The sequence below is a fragment of the Prevotella denticola genome (genome assembly GCF_900454835.1).
Classification (GTDB): domain Bacteria; phylum Bacteroidota; class Bacteroidia; order Bacteroidales; family Bacteroidaceae; genus Prevotella; species Prevotella denticola.
In genome coordinates this window covers 37,871-57,500 of sequence record NZ_UGTM01000001.1, presented here as the reverse complement: position 1 = coordinate 57,500, position 19,630 = coordinate 37,871, and the positions used below count along the sequence as shown (strand labels likewise).

Annotated in this window: 15 protein-coding genes and 2 rRNA genes (1 of these 17 only partly in view); 9 read left to right on the top strand and 8 right to left on the bottom strand. The window is 47.4% G+C overall.

Annotation, left to right across the window (positions count from 1 at the left end):
- From DYH27_RS00260 to DYH27_RS00235, 6 genes are all read right to left on the bottom strand, one after another.
- Positions 1 to 457: ribosomal RNA gene (locus DYH27_RS00260) — 23S ribosomal RNA — on the bottom strand (it extends 2,448 nt beyond the left edge of the window).
- Between the two features lie 392 nt (positions 458 to 849).
- Positions 850 to 2,380, bottom strand: a 16S ribosomal RNA gene (locus tag DYH27_RS00255).
- The 16S and 23S rRNA genes sit together here, the layout of an rRNA operon.
- A 534-nt stretch (positions 2,381 to 2,914) precedes the next feature.
- The gene (locus DYH27_RS00250; RefSeq protein ID WP_025067010.1) at positions 2,915 to 4,588 is read right to left on the bottom strand and encodes an AMP-binding protein; all 1,674 of its coding nucleotides are present in this window, start codon (positions 4,586 to 4,588) and stop codon (positions 2,915 to 2,917) included.
- Between the two features lie 147 nt (positions 4,589 to 4,735).
- The gene (locus DYH27_RS00245; RefSeq protein ID WP_004354046.1) at positions 4,736 to 5,290 is read right to left on the bottom strand and encodes a helix-turn-helix domain-containing protein; all 555 of its coding nucleotides are present in this window, start codon (positions 5,288 to 5,290) and stop codon (positions 4,736 to 4,738) included.
- A gap of 276 nt (positions 5,291 to 5,566) precedes the next feature.
- Complete coding sequence (locus DYH27_RS00240) at positions 5,567 to 5,767, bottom strand: PspC domain-containing protein (protein WP_004353986.1); 201 nt, start codon at positions 5,765 to 5,767, stop codon at positions 5,567 to 5,569.
- 51 nt (positions 5,768 to 5,818) lie between these two features.
- Positions 5,819 to 6,295 carry an arginine repressor gene (locus tag DYH27_RS00235; protein WP_004353991.1) on the bottom strand — a complete coding sequence of 159 codons (477 nt, stop codon included), beginning with the start codon at positions 6,293 to 6,295 and terminating at the stop codon, positions 5,819 to 5,821.
- Between the two features lie 597 nt (positions 6,296 to 6,892).
- Here DYH27_RS00235 and DYH27_RS13485 point away from each other — a divergent pair.
- From DYH27_RS13485 to DYH27_RS00195, 7 genes are all read left to right on the top strand, one after another.
- Positions 6,893 to 7,429, top strand: a complete 537-nt coding sequence (locus DYH27_RS13485; RefSeq protein ID WP_051132048.1) for a hypothetical protein — start codon at positions 6,893 to 6,895, stop codon at positions 7,427 to 7,429.
- Positions 7,410 to 7,799 (top strand): transposase, encoded by a 390-nt coding sequence (locus tag DYH27_RS00220; RefSeq protein ID WP_051132049.1) that lies wholly within the window; start codon positions 7,410 to 7,412, stop codon positions 7,797 to 7,799. Before DYH27_RS13485 ends, DYH27_RS00220 begins: the two co-directional genes overlap by 20 nt.
- Before the next feature lie 132 nt (positions 7,800 to 7,931).
- Positions 7,932 to 8,849, top strand: coding sequence for a hypothetical protein (locus DYH27_RS00215; RefSeq protein WP_025067012.1), 918 nt, complete (start codon positions 7,932 to 7,934; stop codon positions 8,847 to 8,849).
- Positions 8,850 to 8,851: 2 nt separating this feature from the next.
- Positions 8,852 to 10,057: a DUF4280 domain-containing protein gene (locus DYH27_RS00210; RefSeq protein WP_025067013.1), complete on the top strand. Its 1,206-nt coding sequence runs from the start codon at positions 8,852 to 8,854 to the stop codon at positions 10,055 to 10,057.
- Positions 10,054 to 10,668, top strand: coding sequence for a hypothetical protein (locus DYH27_RS00205; RefSeq protein WP_025067014.1), 615 nt, complete (start codon positions 10,054 to 10,056; stop codon positions 10,666 to 10,668). The genes DYH27_RS00210 and DYH27_RS00205 overlap by 4 nt, the downstream gene beginning before the upstream one ends.
- 68 nt (positions 10,669 to 10,736) lie before the next feature.
- On the top strand, positions 10,737 to 11,348 hold the full coding sequence (locus tag DYH27_RS00200; RefSeq protein WP_025067015.1) for a hypothetical protein: 612 nt from the start codon (positions 10,737 to 10,739) through the stop codon (positions 11,346 to 11,348).
- Between the two features lie 761 nt (positions 11,349 to 12,109).
- Entirely contained in the window at positions 12,110 to 14,284 is a 2,175-nt protein-coding gene (locus tag DYH27_RS00195; RefSeq protein WP_025067016.1) for an outer membrane beta-barrel family protein, read from the top strand.
- Positions 14,285 to 14,622: 338 nt separating this feature from the next.
- On the opposite strand, the gene pckA is transcribed toward DYH27_RS00195, so the two are convergent.
- On the bottom strand, positions 14,623 to 16,236 hold the full coding sequence (gene pckA, locus DYH27_RS00190; protein WP_013670692.1) for a phosphoenolpyruvate carboxykinase (ATP): 1,614 nt from the start codon (positions 16,234 to 16,236) through the stop codon (positions 14,623 to 14,625).
- 277 nt (positions 16,237 to 16,513) lie between these two features.
- Here pckA and upp point away from each other — a divergent pair, with 277 nt between their 5' ends.
- The gene (gene upp, locus DYH27_RS00185) at positions 16,514 to 17,173 is read left to right on the top strand and encodes a uracil phosphoribosyltransferase (protein WP_013670693.1); all 660 of its coding nucleotides are present in this window, start codon (positions 16,514 to 16,516) and stop codon (positions 17,171 to 17,173) included.
- A gap of 16 nt (positions 17,174 to 17,189) precedes the next feature.
- On the opposite strand, the gene DYH27_RS00180 is transcribed toward upp, so the two are convergent.
- Positions 17,190 to 17,831, bottom strand: coding sequence for a hypothetical protein (locus tag DYH27_RS00180; protein ID WP_004353937.1), 642 nt, complete (start codon positions 17,829 to 17,831; stop codon positions 17,190 to 17,192).
- A gap of 671 nt (positions 17,832 to 18,502) precedes the next feature.
- On the opposite strand from DYH27_RS00180, the gene DYH27_RS00175 reads away from it, so the two are divergent.
- Positions 18,503 to 19,588 carry a sensor histidine kinase gene (locus DYH27_RS00175; protein WP_025067017.1) on the top strand — a complete coding sequence of 362 codons (1,086 nt, stop codon included), beginning with the start codon at positions 18,503 to 18,505 and terminating at the stop codon, positions 19,586 to 19,588.
- The last annotated feature ends 42 nt before the right edge of the window (positions 19,589 to 19,630 follow it).

The window sequence follows — 19,630 nt, the reverse complement described above, 5'->3', positions numbered from 1 at the left end:
TGCCGGATGGTCCCGGCAGATTCGCGCAGAATTTCACGTGTTCCGCGTTACTCAGGATACCACTACGTCTCGTCATGCTTCGAATACGGGATTATCACCCTCTATGATTGTTCTTTCCAGAACATTCTTCTCACAATCCAAGTACGACTGCGTGGTCCTACAACCCCGGAGGCGCATCGCTACGCCGCCGGTTTGGGCTCTTCCCCGTTCGCTCGCCGCTACTGGGGGAATCATTAGTTTATTTTCTCTTCCTGGAGGTACTAAGATGTTTCAGTTCCCTCCGTTCGCCTCACTACATCCGTAGTGATGACAGGCCTCCAGCCTGCCGGGTTGTCCCATTCGGAAATCCCCGGATCAAAGGTCATTTGCACCTACCCGGGGCTTATCGCAGCTTATCACGTCCTTCATCGCCTCCGTGAGCCAAGGCATCCGCCATGCGCCCTTTCTTACTTTCTTCGCCTTCCCTGTAATTCCTTACAGGGAATGTAGCTCATACTTTCAGCTGTTGTGTGATTCTGAAGAATTTGAAGTTCTTGCTTCAATAATCAGAATCCTGATTCTTCCATTTAAAGAAAGAATTGTTCTACTTTACAGTCTTGCTTGTGTCAATATGTCAAAGATCTTATGCTGTGCAATCCGTTTATTCTGAAGCGACGCCTCAGGAGCAGATGACAGCGAAGCGGAGGATAAGGACTTGAACCTTTATGTGAGCCTTAAACTCTGGACTCCTACATTTATATAATACAGAGTGCAGTGAGTACAAGAAGAAAAACGAACCAGAGGTCCTTCTTACGTCATTGATGCCATAGCGTCTCGTAATAAAACGAGACGAACAAGCGTCCTCTCCAGAAAGGAGGTGTTCCAGCCGCACCTTCCGGTACGGCTACCTTGTTACGACTTAGCCCCAATCACCAGTTTTGCCCTAGGCCGATCCTCGCGGTCACGGACTTCAGGCACCCCCGGCTTTCATGGCTTGACGGGCGGTGTGTACAAGGCCCGGGAACGTATTCACCGCGCCGTGGCTGATGCGCGATTACTAGCGAATCCAGCTTCGTGGGGTCGGGTTGCAGACCCCAGTCCGAACTGAGACCGGTTTTCAAGATTCGATGCGGCTCGCACCGCACCAGCACTCTGTGCCGGCCATTGTAACACGTGTGTAGCCCCGGACGTAAGGGCCGTGCTGATTTGACGTCGTCCCCGCCTTCCTCGCACCTTGCGGCGGCAGTGTCCCCGGAGTGCCCGGCATCACCCGATGGCAACTGGGGAGAGGGGTTGCGCTCGTTATGGCACTTGAGCCGACACCTCACGGCACGAGCTGACGACAACCATGCAGCACCTTCGCAGGAGTCCCGAAGGACCTCAACATCTCTGTTTCGTTCTCCTGCAATTCAAGCCCGGGTAAGGTTCCTCGCGTATCATCGAATTAAACCACATGTTCCTCCGCTTGTGCGGGCCCCCGTCAATTCCTTTGAGTTTCACCGTTGCCGGCGTACTCCCCAGGTGGGATGCTTAACGCTTTCGCTTGGCCGCCGGCGCAAGGCGCCGACAGCGGGCATCCATCGTTTACCGTGCGGACTACCAGGGTATCTAATCCTGTTCGATACCCGCACCTTCGAGCTTCAGCGTCAGTTGCGCTCCCGCCGGCTGCCTTCGCAATCGGGGTTCTTCGTCATATCTAAGCATTTCACCGCTACACGACGAATTCCGCCGGCGTTGCGCGTACTCAAGGGAACCAGTATGCGCTGCAAGTCAGACGTTGGGCGCCTACATTTCACAACACACTTAATCCCCGGCCTACGCTCCCTTTAAACCCAATAAATCCGGATAACGCCCGGACCTTCCGTATTACCGCGGCTGCTGGCACGGAATTAGCCGGTCCTTATTCATGCGGTACCTGCAAAAAGGGACACGTCCCTCACTTTATCCCCGCATAAAAGCAGTTTACAACCCGTAGGGCCGTCCTCCTGCACGCTACTTGGCTGGTTCAGGCTTCCGCCCATTGACCAATATTCCTCACTGCTGCCTCCCGTAGGAGTTTGGACCGTGTCTCAGTTCCAATGTGGGGGACCTTCCTCTCAGAACCCCTACTGATCGTAGCCTTGGTGGGCCGTCGCCCCGCCAACCAGCTAATCAGACGCATCCCCCTCCGTTACCGATGAATCTTTGCTTCGAATCTGATGCCGTCATCGAAGAACATGCGGTATTAGTCTGCCTTTCGGCAGGTTATCCCGCAGTAACGGGAAGGTTGGATACGCGTTACTCACCCGTGCGCCGGTCGACGTCCATTCAGTGCAAGCACTCAATGCCGTTTCCCCTCGACTTGCATGTGTTAAGCCTGTAGCCAGCGTTCATCCTGAGCCAGGATCAAACTCTCCACTGTAAAATATGTGTCGGTGACAGGTGACGGGCATAAATGATAATGAATACCACGTTAGCCCGGCACTTCACCGAGTTGTCTCTGTTCCAGAACGCTTATCCTAAAGTATCAAGTAAAAAGCACCTTTCTTCTGTTCCCTGTAATTGAGGCGAGCCTCAAAAACAGGGACGATGAATTGATCGGTTCGTTTCTTTTACCCATCCATCTGATATAGAATCAGACAGACGCTTCTTGTACTACTTCTCTGTTTATGTAAATCTTTTCAAAGAACTCTTTTCTTATCCGCTTTAAGCAACTCGCCGGACGGCTCGTTTTGTAAAGCGAGTGCAAAGGTATGGAGAAAATTCATTCCCGCCAAATGTTTTGAAGAAAAACTTTCACGAAAGTGCGTTTTTTCGTATTTTATTACAAATATCAGTCTTAAAAACCTATCTACACCTTAATATAATAGACCTGTACAGTTCTTTCATCAAGCCACAAGACAGAACTTACTTCAAAGGCTTACCCCAAAAATGTAAAACCAACAGAAAGGGCAGGCTACCGATTATCGTGTTCACGGATCTCCACCCGGCGAATCTTGCCGGAGATAGTCTTCGGAAGGGCATCGACAAACTCGATGATACGAGGGTACTTGTAAGGTGCCGTTTCATGCTTGACATGATTCTGTAGTTCTTTTACGAGAGCATCACCTGCCTTGCTTCTCCATTCGTCAGCGAGAACAATGGTTGCCTTGACGACCATACCGCGCACCACATCGGGCACGCCGGTCACAGCACACTCAACAACAGCCGGATGCGTCATCAATGCACTTTCCACCTCAAACGGCCCAATGCGATAACCTGAACTTTTAATGACATCATCGGCACGGCCCACAAACCAATAATATCCGTCCTCGTCTCGCCAGGCAATATCGCCGGTATAATAAAGACCATCGTGCCATGCCCTCTCTGTCAGTTCCGGATCACGGTAATATCCTTTAAAAAGCCCGATTGGCTTTCCTGCACTGGTATCAATGCAGATTTCGCCCTTCTCGCCATCCTCACAGGCAGCCCCATCCGGCTTCAGCAGTCTGATGTCATACTGCGGGTTCGGCTTCCCCATGCTTCCCGGCTTCGGTTTGATCCAGGGGAATGTACCAAGGGTCATGGTCGTTTCGGTCTGTCCGAAACCCTCCATCATCCGGATTCCCGTAAGGTTGAAGAACTTCTGGTAAACGGCAGGCTCAAGTGCCTCACCGGCCGTGGTACAGTATTTCAGCGCAGAGAGGTCGTACTTTGCGAAATCCTCCTGTATCATGAAACGGTAGATGGTGGGGGGAGCACAGAAAGACGTGACACGGTATTTCTCCATCACTCTCATGATTTTTCCTGCCGTGAACTTCTCGTGATCATATACGAAGACCGTCGCACCGGCAAACCACTGTCCGTACAGCTTTCCCCAGACAGCCTTTCCCCATCCCGTATCTGCCACGGTAAGATGGATGCCGTTCTCGTCCAGATTGTGCCAGAAGACACCTGTGACGAGATGCCCCAGCGCATAGAGATAATCATGCGCCACCATCTTCGGTTCGCCACTGGTACCGCTGGTGAAATACATCAGCATCGTATCCCCATTCGTATTCACTTCTTCAGGACGGACGAATGCCGGTGCCTCCTGCCATTCCTTATGCCAGTCGTGAAATCCCTCGGGCACAGGATTATTCCTCTGCGCCATGGAATTGACGGCTACGAGCACTTCAACCGTCGGACTCTCCGGAACAGACTGCCTGACCTGCGTTGTGACATATTCATCGTTCACACATATAATTGCCTTCACGGAAGCACGCCGGTTGCGGTAGACAATGTCCTTCGTCGTAAGCATATGGGTAGCGGGGATGGCCACCGCACCGATTTTGCACAACGCCATCATGGCAAGCCACCACTGGTAATGCCGTTTGAGAATGAGCATCACCTTGTCGCCACGGCTGATGCCAAGACTGAGGAAGTAAGCTGCTGTACGGTCGGTCTGCTCCTTGAAACCGGCAAAGGTGGTCTTTACCTCCTCACCACGCTCACTGGTCCAGAGAAGCGCAAGTTTGTCCGGTGCTTCCTTTGCCCATTCATCCATGACGTCATAAGCGAAGTTGAAAGTATCAGGGACTCTGAAATGCAGATGCTCTCGGAAATCTTCCTCTGAAGAGAATTGAGTCTGGGTTAAATATCTTTCTATCATCTTGTTATTCTGAATATTCGTTTTTAAAAATAGAAGCAGGCGGCTCGCTGGCAGATCCGATATTCCCATCTGCCCGGCCGATACCAGAGACACCTGCGCTTACAATCTTACACACAATGCCGGATTCAGAAGCAGAATCCGGGAAATCTAAAAGATAATTGCCAGGAACTTCAGTGTCCTGTTGTCCAACGCCCGCATACAATGTGGCTGACTGGCATCGAAATAAATTGTATCACCCGGTTCAAGAACAAAATGTTTTCCACCCAAGGTAAGAGCCATACGTCCCTGCCACACCATATCAAATTCCTGCCCGGAATGCGTGTCCATGTCTACAGGCTCGTCATCCGACTTCGGTTCTACCGTCACCAGGAAAGGATCAGCCTTCCTGCCGCGGAAACCACTTGCCAGACTCTGATACTTATAGGCTTCCCTGCGCTCGACACTCATTCCCTTTCCGTTACGAGTAAGGAAATAAGCCCCCATCCGAGGTTCCTCGCCGAACATCAGCACATCAAGCGAAACACCGTATTTCCGTGAGAGCTTATACAGCCTGCTGACCGCCAGGTCGCTTTCACCGCCCTCCATTTTCAGGTATTTTTCTTCCGTTACGCCACACGTTTCCGCCATCTCCTGCACGGAGACATCCAACGACTCGCGTAAACCTTTCAATCTTTCCCCTATTTGCTTCAGTGCTTCATCCATAAATCAACACAATGCTTTTTATCGCCACAAAAGTAACAAATAAAATGATAATAGCAATAAAAAGTGTTGTATTTTCACTATTAAACCGACAAAATAAACAGAAAAATACACACACGATAATCATGTGTGCATAAAAAACTGCCCATTCCAACTCAATCCTGTCGTTTTTCCTTCCTCAAAAGAGGGAACACGCCCCCACAGTCAACAACAGGATACAATGGGAAAAGGGCAGAACCGGGGACCACTGAATTGACGAGATGGAGGACTATACCTCCTTCACCTGCCATCTGACACCGGCATCAGCAGCCACAAGGCAATATAGAGAATCAGCCCGGGGAAACCTGCGGTAAAAAGCGTAAGCAGCAGCCAGACAATGCGGGTAGCATCCCTGTCGAAACCAAAATAATCGGCAACTCCGGCACAGACACCTGCTATCCAGACATTGTCAGTGACACGTACTAAGCGTTTGTTATACATACTTCAAAACCTGTTGGTGAATATTACACATTCTGCAAACGACATCCGGTGCTATCCTATCTCGGGAATCACGTACGACAGGGCTTCCAGTACCTGCCCGCGTGTCGCCCCCTCACGGATTGCCACAAAGATGGTATCGTCACCGGCAATCGACCCTAATATATAAGGCGAGTCACAACAGTCAATGTCATAGGCTATCGCACTGGCATAGCCCGGCCGTGTCTTGACGATCGCCAGCTGCCCCGATATGTTCACGGAGACGTAACCACTGCGCTGCAGCATCTCCGTAGCCTTCCGGGGCGTGGTGACACGCCGGTACATCGTTTCATTCGGCAGGACATAGACATACTTTCCATTCATCGAGGCAGCTTTCGCCACCTTCAACTGCTTGAGGTCACGGCTCAGCGTTGCCTGCGTCAGTCTGAACCCTTCCTGCTCAAGCGCACGCAACAATTCTTCCTGGGAACCGAGTTCCATACTTGATATGAGCATTTTCAATGCCTCAAGTCTACTGTTCTTTACCTTCATGTACCGTATACTTATTCCTACATGAATGCAAAATTATACAATACGGTTCATATCTGCAAGCAAAACCGTCAAAAAGTAACCAGAAACGTATTTTACGAGCAGATAACCGTCTATTCTGAGACCGCACATCTGCCAAGGCTGATATTTATCACGAAACATTCACCACGCAGACGACTCCCTCTGCAAATATAAAGCATTTTCTAAAAACCTCAATTCCGCAGCATTTTCCCTTGTAAGCCAATTTTATATATAGGGATGTCTTTTGGGGCTTTATACAAATTCAGATAAAATTTTCGAATTATAAGCCAGTCGGAATAAAAAACTAAAATGAAATCTCCGAATGCTCGCTGCTTGACGTTGGAAATGTTGAAAATGTCAAGGCCAGCATACTGAAAATCCTGCGTCCCTTGCTCCAAGTCACAGAATTTGTTTATATTGGGGAATTAATTATTAACTGATGTTCAACCCAAAGTGCAGGCTTATGAAAACAGTATGCGGTCTTGACGTGCACAAAGATAGCGTTTATCTTTGTATTTTGACAGAATTTGGAGAGCTTTTTGAAAGGGCTTCGGAGTTTTAACTTATCAGCTGGAGGAAATGCGCGACCTGATGCTCAGGTACCATGTGGTAGAGGCGTCAATGGAAAGCACCAGCGTCTACTGGACTCCTATATGGTGCGTGCTTTCCCCTCTTTTCAAGCTCAATCTTGCCAATCCTTACTTCATCAGACAGCTTCCCAGACGGAAGAGCGATGTGAAGGATGCCCGATGGATTGCCGAGTGCACGGGGAAGGTACTCATACGGGGCAGTTTCGTCCCTCCTGAAGTCATACAGCAGCTGTGCCTGTATGACCGCATCTTCGACCTCAACAGGGAAATCGCAAGGAATCTTTCCAAAATTGACGCCGTGCCGCAGCGTTGCAACATACGGCTGAGCAATTATGTGTCCAATATTGACGGCAAAAGCTACAAGGCCGTGGTGAAAGGTATTTCAGAGGAGATCACCGACCTGGAAGAGCTGGTGAAGCTCATACACGGGCACCATCGTCAGCCATCACGGCAAAGACATCATCCTCGCCTCGCTCAAAGGCGTGGTCAGCCCTGCCGAGACAGACATGATAGCACAGCTGCGTGAAGAAACGGATCTGGCGGAGAAGCACAGGGAAAAGTACCGGGAAAAAAGGCTCGAGATTTGCGGAGAGAAGTTTCCCGAAGAGTTGAAGCGGCTACAGACCATACCGGAGATAAAGGAACGTTCAGCCACATCATTAATCGTAGAGATCGGAACGGACATGGACAAGCTCGAAACGGCCGCCCACCTTTCATCATGGAGCGGTCTGAAGCCGAGAAACGACGAATCCAACAAGAAGATCAAATCACGGAGCATCACCCACGGAAATGTATATCTCCGCAAAACCATCATGGAGTGCGCACGGGCCGCCGGTAGAAATACTTTCTCCATAATTAAAACCGACTTTATCCTTCCATACCTCGGAAGATCCTAACTTTTGTCAGCCTTTTTATTTGTTATTCTAATGCTTTTTGCGTATATTTGCATTTGACAAGTAGGATTGTAGTTATCTTCCTCTTTTCCTACAAATTCTATAACCATATTTACTAATTCTATATAAACCGATATGATAGATTGGGGAGAAGAAGGTAGCCCATGGCGTAATCTAAACGAGAAGGCTGAATTATTTGATAAGACGGTCAAGTACAGATGTGAACAAAAAGTGTTGAACCGTATAGACGGAATGATAACAAGTCATTCTGATACACGGCGTGAAATATCTTTGCAGTATGACTCCAAACTGAAAAATAACAGGTTTAAAGGTGAAGTGACGGAGAGTTTTGTCAAGATACGACCAGAAAATATGATGGCGGCTCTGGAGTTATTGGATAAGATTGATAGTATCAAGTGTCGTGCAGAAGTTACGGTTGACACGATGACTGGTAAGATTAACAGGGTGGTGAACTTTGAAGAAATCAAGAAACGCTGGGAGGAATATCGTGCTGATATGTTCTATACTATCAATTCTACAATGGGACGGGGTTCTGATGAAGGTAAGCAGGTAGAGAAGTTTACTGACCTTATCGACAAGCAATTTATTGATGAACCGACTTTCAGAAAAGAACTCTCAAGTAAGTTGTTTTATGATGTTTTCTTTGATAAGTATCTTTTAGGGAGAAAGCTGGAAGATGAGAAGTTCGAGCAAACCTTCTATTCTTTCCTCTTTGACCAGATACCGATTAAGACTTCTCTTACGCAAGAGTTAAGCACTGATGAAGAGACGGGACTGAAAAAGATATCACGCTATATCTCTGCTGATGATCAACGTACAAAGTTTGTCAATGAGTATGGCATCATGAAGACCTATAAAGAACGCTATCAGCCAATTATCAAGTATAGCTTTACGCAGTATAATTATGAGTTCTATCATGATATCCTCCTTGCAGATGACGGACTACCTCAAGAAATAAAGGTGAATATCATAGAGGAAGTAAAGAATAATATTGAGATATTGGTAACTTATCGTATTCACAGACTGAAATAACTATGGCACAATCATATATACCTGCTGGCACAGATGTTATCTGTACGGAGATGATGTCTACATTACCCAGCCAAATTGTGACGGAAAGAAAAGCTAAGGTTTTGTATGGCAATGAAAAGAAAGCATTACTCAACACTTGCGACAAGAAATTAACTTGCCAATTGCAGTGTCGCATCAAAGTTTCGTATTACGAGGGGCTTAGTAGTTTGCTTACTGGCTTGGCATTGGGTGCAGCAGTTGTTGCACTTACTGTTTTAACTTGTGGTGCTGGTACAGCTGTTGTTGCAGCAGCTGTACTTACTACTGGTGCCTTAGGGGGAGCTGCTATCTTTTATGGGGATAAGGCGCATGAAAGTAGACAGGCTCCGCATGAATGTGATAGTACAAAAGGAGGGACGTGGGAGTTGTTTCATCGTAAAGTTTATATAGAGAAGGCAAATGCTATATTGGAACGTTCTTTCCTTACCTGTCAGAAAGGAGGGGTTGTCTCTTTGGTGATGAGTCATGAAAAAGCTCTTGAACTTTCAAAGAAGATTAGCGATAGTAATAAGAAGATATTAGAGTTGAATTACTATTCCAATCTTTCACAAGGTTTTATAGGGTCAGTTGCTAATGCCTTTAAGGCATCAGGAGGCTGGGATGTAGCTGGACTCATCATCAGTTCGGGATTGGCGGTGTATGATTATGTTTCGGGTGCAGATGATAACTACCGTAATCAGAATATGAAGAATCAGCAGGAGTATGCTCATAAAGTCTTAAAAGGAGAGAATGCTGAGTTGGAAGCAGATGGTAGCATCTTGAAACCAGAAATGGGACGTGACGCTGGGGTAAGCGGTGTTCTTACAGCAGGAGAAGCTTCAGTAGGTGTTATTGGAAGTAATGGTGAAGTTCTCAAAACTCTTGGACGTTGGGGAGCAGAAGAAGTTTCTCAAGGTAACAATGTTTCCAGAGCTTTCTGGAGGGTCTTTGCAGGAAGAACAGCTAAAAATGTTGGAAAAGGAATGGTAAGTGAAAGTATTAAAGGTCTTAAAGACAAAACCAATTTGCAGAAGCTTGGAGTGGGTGTTGTTGCGGCTGTTATAAGTAATAGCATAGAAAAAGCTATAAATGAAAACGAGAATACTCTATATGCTAAAATGATAGATGAAATTATTAAATCTCAAGATAGTAATCTAACAGGAATAACTGTTCAATCGAATAAATCATGAAAAATATATTCAAGTATTTCCCTATGGTGACATTAGGACAAATTATAGGAACTGTTATAGTATTTCCTTTACTTCTATTTCTGATAAATATATTTTATTATTCAAATAAGTATAACGATGACGCAGAACAGTATTGCAAAGAGTATATGAATAATTCTTATGACATAGAGGTTGCAATGCCTGAAGAGAAGTCAAAGTATTATATAGAGAATGTGGATAAAGATGTTATTACATCTGAAACGTTTCGTGAAAGAATAGATAACAATTATTTTAGTAATCCGAGAGGGTTGTTTTTACCTTTTTATTCTGTAGAATATAAGAAGTATTTCAATATTATGTGTTTCTTAGGTGCTAATCTTATGCATTGGCCTTATAATAGGAAGGTTATCTTGACTGTCAACAGGGATGATATGAACAATCCAGCGTATGGAACAAAGGAGAACCCAGTGCCAGTATTGAAGGATATTGGCGTAGATGAATCTATCCGAGACAACGACCAAGATTATGATAAGGCATATATGGATAGTTTCTATCGTGAGAATGTTATACGTTATTTGAAATATAAGATGCCCAAAAGTGAGTTTAAAAGACGATTTAAGAATAAAGAATAAGTTTGTACTGCAAGGAGTAGGAATCGTATCAGCAATTAGGGGAGAATGAAAATCCAAGCACATTAGTTATGAGAAATATCTTCAAATATATTCCAATGGTTACTTTTGGGCAGATTATAGGGGGGGTATTGGTTGTCCCTTTGATATATTTTCTCATCAACAAATTGTATTTTCCATGTAAGTATAATGATAATGTTGAAGTTTATGCTGAGAACTATATTAAAAATTCAATGCGCATTAAAGTTTATATGTCTGATTATGACTCTAAATTGTATTTATCTAATCTTGAGCCAGAAACAAAAACATTAGAGACTTTTATGGTGAAGATGGATGGTAATTATTTTGCTAATCCTGAGGCACGTTACATCCCTTTCTATAGCCCTGAGTATAAGAAGTATTTTAGCATAATGTATTTTGATTTTCCTAAGGTTTATGGTTATGACAATAAGGAAGTGTATTTGACAGTAAATAAGGATGATATGATTAACCCTGAATATGGAACTAAGGATAATCCTGTTCCTGTTCTAAAGGTGGTAGGAGTTTATGAATCCATTAGAGACAATGACAGAGATTATGATAAGGCATATATGGACAGCTTCTATCGTAAGAATGTCATACGTTATTTGAAATACAAGATGCCCAAAAGTGAGTTTAAAAGACGATTCAAGAATAAAGAGTAATTCTTGATAAACCTATTCTTCTGAATATATCCAGTCTTTCTATAAGCAACAACTATGGCACAATCATATATACCTGCTGGCACAGATGTTATCTGTACAGAGATGACAGGAGGAGTTCCAGCACAATTAGGCTTGACACGTGATGCTACGGTCTTGTATGGCAAGGAAAAAAGCCTTTGCTGAATACTTGTGACAAGAAGTTGAGTTGCTCGTTACAATGTCGTATCAAACAATCTTTCTTCTCTGGACTTGCAGAATTGCTTACAGGTCTTGCACTTGGAGCTTTAGACGTGAAATTGGTTGTAATAACGGCGGGTACTGCCATCCCTATAATCTTAGCTGCAATGGGAGCTACAGCAGTGTTGATGACAAGGGCTTACTGGCAATGGTGCAAATGCTTTGCTTGGAGGTTTTGAGGGGCAGCAGGTGGAGCTGTTGCGGCTGTGTTTTGCCACCTCCTGCCGATGTGCCGAGGGTCATCACATATTGTGTTGTCAGTGGACACCAGGCGTGCTGAGGGCTCGCACGCTTACAATATGCTGCCGGGATGGGAGCAAGCTGCAGTGAAAGAAGAGTTGTACTGCCGGAAACTAACGTAACTTTCTTGATGAAAGGGGGCTTTTCCAAAGAACAATGGGGGGACACTCCCATTCTTCCATTTTCATACAAACCTATGGAGATTTATTGCAGGAAAGTTGCTTTTCATGGGGAAAAAAGCTAACTTTGCAGCCTATACTACTAATGATAAAGTACGATTTACCATGCGAAAGAAACTGTTGATCCTTGCTGCCTGCCTTTCAGCGACAGCCCTGACGGCACAGAACACGAACCGCACAGACTCCGTCAGGACACAGAAAATGGACGAAGTAGTCGTGACCCGCCGCCGGCAACTGGTCAGGAACGATATCGACAAGCTGACCTACGATGTCCAGCATGACGAGACAGCGAAGACAAAATCCACTCTGGAGATACTCAAACAGATTCCGTTCGTGTCTGTTGACGGACAGGAGAACATCAAGGTACAGGGCTCTTCCAGCTTCAAGGTGTACAAGAACGGACATCCCGACCCTGGTTTCTCAGGGCAGAACCTCAAGGAGATTCTAAAGGCAATCCCTGCCTCCACCATCAAGAAAATCGAGGTTATCACCGATCCCGGTGCCAGATATGATGCTGAAGGGACGACAGCTATCCTCAACATCGTCATGACAAACGACACAAGACTGCAAGGGGTGTCGGGCAACGTGAACCTTTCTGCCAATACATGGGGGTCAATGGGTGCGGGGGCTTACCTGACCACGAAAACAGGGAAGATCACGACTACCGTCAGCTACAATGAATACTATCAGAGCGCAAAGCAGAGCGAGGGCGGCTCGGAGGCGGCCTATCACTACATAGAGAGCGGTGAACGGTCGTTTGCCAGCCAGAACAGCTCGACAAAATACAATATACACATCGGCGACATCAGTGCCAGTTACGAAATTGACTCGCTCAACCTCCTGAGCGCGTCTGCATCCGGATTCGGATATGCGATGGACAACAATGCCCATGGGACACACGAACGCCGGGACAAAGACGGCAGTCTTATCTATCAATACGACCGCAGATCTTATACGCCAGAATACGCTTACCTGAATTTCGGCGGACGCCTCGACTATCAGCACAAGACACATCTTGACGGAGAAATACTGACCTTGTCCTATATGCTGGCTGCCACACGACGGCATAACACCAGCCGAGAGGAATACAGCAATGCTGTGAATATGCCCGTTTCCTATACCGGGTACGATCTCAACAGCCGTGAACACTTCAGCGAGCACACATTCCAGGTTGACTATATACGTCCATTCGGGAAACACCACAAGCTGGAAAGCGGCCTGAAATACATCCTCCGTCACAACAACAGCCTTACCTTCATAGATTACACCGGTACGGCAACCGACGTTGACACCCACTTCAAACACGGTACACAGGTGGCCGCAGCCTATCTTTCCTACCTTGTCACAGCGGGTAAATGGTCGGCACGCACCGGTCTGAGATACGAATACAGCTACATGAAAGGGGAATATCCCGATGGAAGCAACAACAGTTTCCATGCCCGTCTCAACGACTGGGTGCCTTCGATGAGTCTGCAATACAAGATGACAGATACCCAGTCGATGAAAATCAGCTACAGCACCAGCATCAACCGTCCGGGCATCACTTACCTCAATCCCGCCGTCATCAGTTCGCCGAACACCCGTCAGTATGGAAATGCCAGCCTGGGGAGCAGCCGCAACCAGAAGCTGCAGATCAGCTACATGCTGAATGCCCGGAAGCTGACAATGAACCTGACTCCGTATTACGACTTCACCAACAACGGTATTACAGACATCCGTTACGTCGAAGGGCGGACAATCGTGTCGACCTACGGAAATGTACAGAAACGTAGGGAAGCCGGTCTTTTGACATACACCCGGTGGCAGCCTTTCAGAGGGACAACGCTGAGTCTGAACGCTTCCGCAAAGTATGCAAGGATTGCAGTGCCTGCCCCCGAAGTGGAGAACAAGGGGTGGTCAGGCTCCGTCTTTCTGGACTATGGACAGAAACTCCCCTGGAAACTGCACTTCGACACCAGCCTTGCCCTGCAATGCGGTCGCCCCATCCATGACCCTTACGCCTATGAGGCAAGATGGCATAACTACAGATTCACGATCAACCGCAGCTTCCTCAACGACCGCCTGTCAGTGGCAGTCTACGCCAATATGCCCTTCACCACCCGTGAAAAATACAGGTATCGAACCGTACATGGAGATTACACCGGCTATAACCTCTCCTGGGACAAGACGAGATTTTTCGGTATCCGTGCTTCATGGAGCTTCGGCAAACTGAAGGCAAGTGTGAAAAAGACGGAACGAAGTATTCAGAATGACGATCTGGTGGGTGGTGTGAAGAAATGAAAAACAAGTTCGCAGAACAACCGAGACCTCTGCAGAACTCCATTAAAATGTCGAGATCATAACCATAAACCATCGGTTATCAACAGTGGTTTTCGGATGTAACAAGACTTTTGCGGAGGTCTCATACCTGCAATAGAGGCCTCATACCTGCAATAGAAATGATGTCAAATAACCGAAGTAAGGACCTGCACCCGCTTCCCGACAGCCGAGAACATTGATTTGACACAGGACTTCCTTGCAAACACAAAGTCCTGCCCACATGATATGGACAGGACTTCGTACTTTATATCTGATTACTGAAAATGTAACCGTGATTACTGAAAATGTAACCAGAAGACTTAGAGCTGCGGGCCAGCTGCAACGAGAGCCTTGCCGGCTTCGTTGTTCTCATACTTCTTGAAGTTCTTGATAAAGCGGGCAGCAAGATCCTTGGCCTTCTCATCCCACTGGGCTGCATCCTTGTAAGTGTCGCGTGGATCGAGAATCTCGGTAGCAACACCCTCGAGCTTCGTAGGAACAGTGAAGTTGAAGTAAGGAATCTGCTTTGTCGGAGCAGCATCGATGGAGTGATTCAGGATAGCGTCGATGATACCACGTGTATCGCGGATAGAGATACGCTTGCCGGTACCGTTCCAACCGGTGTTTACGAGGTAAGCCTTGGCACCGCTCTTCTGCATCTTCTTAACCAGTTCCTCAGCATACTTTGTCGGGTGAAGCTCGAGGAATGCCTGGCCGAAGCAAGCGGAGAATGTCGGTGTAGGCTCGGTAATGCCGCGCTCTGTACCAGCCAGCTTGGCTGTGAAGCCGGAGAGGAAGTAATACTTGGTCTGCTCTGCGCTCAGGATAGATACAGGAGGCAATACGCCGAATGCGTCAGCTGACAGGAAGATAACCTGCTTTGCAGCCGGACCCTGTGACTCCGGACGCTGGATGTTCTTGATGTGGTAGATCGGGTAAGAAACACGTGTGTTCTCGGTTACGCTCTTGTCAGCGAAGTCGATCTTTCCGTTCTTGTCAACCGTTACGTTCTCGAGCAGTGCGTCACGTGTAATGGCACCGTAGATGTCTGGCTCCGATTCCTTGTCGAGGTTGATGACCTTCGCATAGCAGCCGCCTTCGAAGTTGAAGACACCCTTGTCGTCCCATCCGTGCTCGTCGTCACCGATGAGCTTACGCTTCGGATCGGTAGAAAGAGTCGTCTTGCCTGTACCGGAAAGACCGAAGAAGATAGCAGTGTTCTCACCCTTCATATCGGTATTTGCAGAACAGTGCATAGCAGCTATGCCCTTCAACGGGAGGAAGTAGTTCATCATAGAGAACATACCCTTCTTCATCTCACCGCCGTACCAGGTGTTGATGATGACCTGCTCCTTGGAAGTAACGTTGAAGACAACAGCCGTCTCTGAGTGCAGACCGAGTTCTTTCCAGTTCTCAACCTTAGCCTTCGAAGCGTTGTAAACAATGAAGTCAGGCTCCTGGTCGAAGTCAGCCTCGCTCTTCGGACGGATAAACATATTTGTAACAAAGTGAGCCTGCCATGCAACCTCCACGATGAAACGGATCTTCATACGTGTATCCTTGTGTGTTCCGCAGAAACCGTCAACAACGAAAAGACGCTTGTTTGAAAGCTCCTTCTTTGCGATATCCTTTACGGCTGCCCATGCCTCTTTGGTTGCACGGTGATTATCGTTGTGGTATTCCTCAGAATCCCACCATACTGTGTCGTGAGAAGTCTCGTCATCAACGATGAACTTATCTTTAGGAGAACGGCCAGTATAGATACCGGTCTTTACGTTGATTGCACCGAGTTCTGTTTCCTGACCTACCTCGAAGCCCTCAAGGCCCTCTTTTGTCTCCTCGTTGAACAATACCTCGTAAGAAGGATTGTAGAGTACTTCTGTTGTACCTGTAATTCCGTACTTCTCAAGTACGCTCTTGTCAAACTTTGCCATTTCGTTATAAATGTATTTAGTTGAAACTTGATTTTTACATTGTCAGCGTGTCCCATAAAAGGACACCGCAAAGGTAACATAATTATTAAATTCAAACAAAAAATAGCCGAGAAAAAGTATCAAAGTATTTGCCTGTAAGGTTAAAGATTTTAAAATAATTGCCGACACTGGTATATTTGTAAATCAGACTTTGCAAAACTTCAGATTATTTCTTAAATTTGCCGAAATTTTGCACAGAGGGTTGCTCCCCATACATCTATAAAGCCTAAGATAAAGAATGGATATCATTAATTTTTCGGAACAGAATTCAATCATCAACCAGTATCTGGCAGAAATCCGCGACAAGGACTATCAGAAGAACCGGCTGCTTTTCCGCAACAATGTCATGCGCATCGGCGAGTTCGAGGCTTTTGAAATCTCCAAGACGCTGAACTACGAACCCAAGCGTGTCGTCACACCGCTGGGCACTGCACAGATAAATGTACCGACGGACAAGATTGTCCTGGCCACTATCTTCCGTGCCGGACTGCCTTTCCACAATGGCTTCCTCAACATCTTCGACCACGCCGGCAATGCTTTTGTCAGTGCCTATCGCGAATACAAGGATGCCGCCCATCACGAGGTCGGCATCCACGTGGAATATCTTGCAACGCCTGACATCAACGGCAAGACCCTCATCATTGCCGACCCGATGCTGGCTACCGGCGGCTCCATGGAGCTGGGCTACAAGGCCATTCTCTCCAAAGGAACACCTCGCCATGTCCACGTTGCCTGCCTGCTGGCTACGCCGGAGGGCATCGCACACATCCGCAAGACATTCCCCGAAGCCTCCACGACCATCTGGTGTGCGGCTATCGACGAAGGACTGAACGAGCATAAGTACATCGTCCCGGGCTTCGGCGATGCCGGTGACCTGTGCTATGGAGAGAAGATTTAGAAAGGACCTCCCCCCTTTACTTCAACCCATAAAAGTCCATCAGATTACTGCCCCATGCAGGCTGCAGCCCCATCGGCTTTTCCTTTGCAAAAAGCTGCCTGATGGTCGCCAGCTCCTCCGGGCCGTTCATACTGGGCTTCCCGGTGGCCTTGCTCATCTGATCGAAGAAGATGTAAAGGAGCAGTCGGGCGCGGGGATTATCCGGGTTGACACCTATTGCCGACTTGTAGGCAATGATGGCATCCACACAATACCGCTTCCCGTTCACTGGAGGATTCTGCACGATGAGGGCCGTGTAATAGAGCCCTTTGAGCGTCAACGCCTCTGAGCGGTCGGCATCCTCCTTCGACTGCAATGCCTCGACATCCGTCTTTACGGCATCCAGAAACAACGTGGAATAACTGTTCTGCGGGAAACGGACGGCATACTGGAGGGCAAAGAGCGTCCGGTAATAAACAGGCAGCCACGCATCAGGAGTCTGTGCCTCTATCCGTTTCAGTTCATCCATCCCTTTCACGACAGACACTGCCTCATCGGCATTCACCTTGCTTAATGCCGTCTCCAGCTGTCTGTCAGACGGACGGGCATCCTGGGCATTCACACTGGTTGCACACATAAGGGCAACGATAACGACGAGTTTAGAAACTAAAGTTTTCATACGCTTTGAATTTAACAAGTGAAACATAAATCTTCGCTGCAAAAGTATGAAACCTTCCGGCTGCCTCCAAATATCAGGGACAGACGGCGAGAATGCGGGCCGCATAGCTATCCGGACCGCTGAGATGCTATGTTTCGGGACGAATGACTAAGAACCCCTGTCACCCCGAGAGAGTGTGTCAAAAGTTGATATGGTAGCTGAACTGTAGGAACAGACCAGCATGGATTTTTCAGAACAAGCTTTTCATATATCCTCATTGATTACCATTAAAATGATGGCAAAGAGTTTATCACAACCCGGTGGACATTCTCCCGAATACTGCACATTGCAAATAAAGTACGTTGCCCTTTGGTATTTGCTGCAAGCTGTTTCCATCCGGGCGGCAGATTGCAGGCGTGCGGGCCCTCAGCACGACTGGTGTTTACCAACAGCACGGCCGGTGTCGGGCATCAGCACACCGGAAGGATATCGGTTTCGTTCCTGTCACTGTCATACATAGGACAAGGGAACTGACCGACTTATAATGGAAAAGTTTACCAGACAGCGATAATTCATTATAAGGTACTGATTCTTCGTTTATTATCCTGAATGTTGAAGACGAACAGTGTAAAAGTGAAAATGTAGTATGGAATCCGCTTGTTTCTTTCCTTTTAAAAGATTATCTTTGCAGCATGAAGACAATGGAAGAGATAAAGAAGCTCTGCCTGAGCCGCCGCAACCTGTCCGTCCTGGGCGTACAGGTGGGAATCTATGCGTTGCTCGTCTCCATCTGGTCGCTGGTCATCATGCTACTCGAACACGATGTCAGTGCCGCCAAGGAGTCGATGCGCGTCAATGCTTTCGTGCTGTTCCTGCTCCTTACCGTCTTCATGGCGAACTTCTACCTGCTTGTTCCCTATCTCTTTGAAAAGAGAAGCAAGGTGAAGCAGTGCGCCTTCTGGATTATCAATCTGCTTTTCATCCTGTTGTGGAACAAGCATATCTTTTCCATCTACAACGCCGACCTGCCCGACACCACCATCCGGATCGGATTCTACCAGTTCGGTGTGATGTGGACGATTCTCAATTATGCCATGGTGGTCGCAGCCATCTTCGTGCGCTACTATATCCGCCACAACACCCTCCGGAGACAGCTCCGCGAGCAGAAACAGAAGATGACCGAGGCCGAACTGGCATGGCTGAAGAACCAGCTGAACCCGCACTTCCTCTTCAATACGCTCAACAACATATCATCGCTGACACAGACAAGCCCGAGCAATGCGCAGAAGGCCATCGGGCAGCTGTCCGAACTGCTGCGCTACGCACTCTACGAGACGCAGCCCAAGGAGGTGAGCCTGAACGGCGAGATCGCCTTCATCAAGAACTACATCAACCTGATGACGCTGCGTTCAGCCGGCAATGTGGAGATAAAGAGTGAATTCGTCATCCACAACTCACAGCTGCTCATTGCACCGCTGGTATTCCTGACACCCGTAGAAAATGCCTTCAAGCACGGTGTGAGCGGCAACAGACCGTCGTTCATACACATATCCATCACGGAAGACAAGGGAGAAATCATCTTCCTGTGTGAGAACAGCAACTATCCGAAGACCGACATGGACAAGAGCGGAAGGGGCATCGGACTGGAGAACATGTACCGCCGGCTGGAGCTGATTTATCCTGAAAGGTATCAGATTGAGCAGCGCATCAGCAAAGGTACCTATCTTATCAAAATCACCATTAAGCCTTGCCGGCAGGCTAATCCCCCAAAGGTATAATCCCCCCGCTTATCCTCGTCCATCCCCTCCTATCCTCGCTTG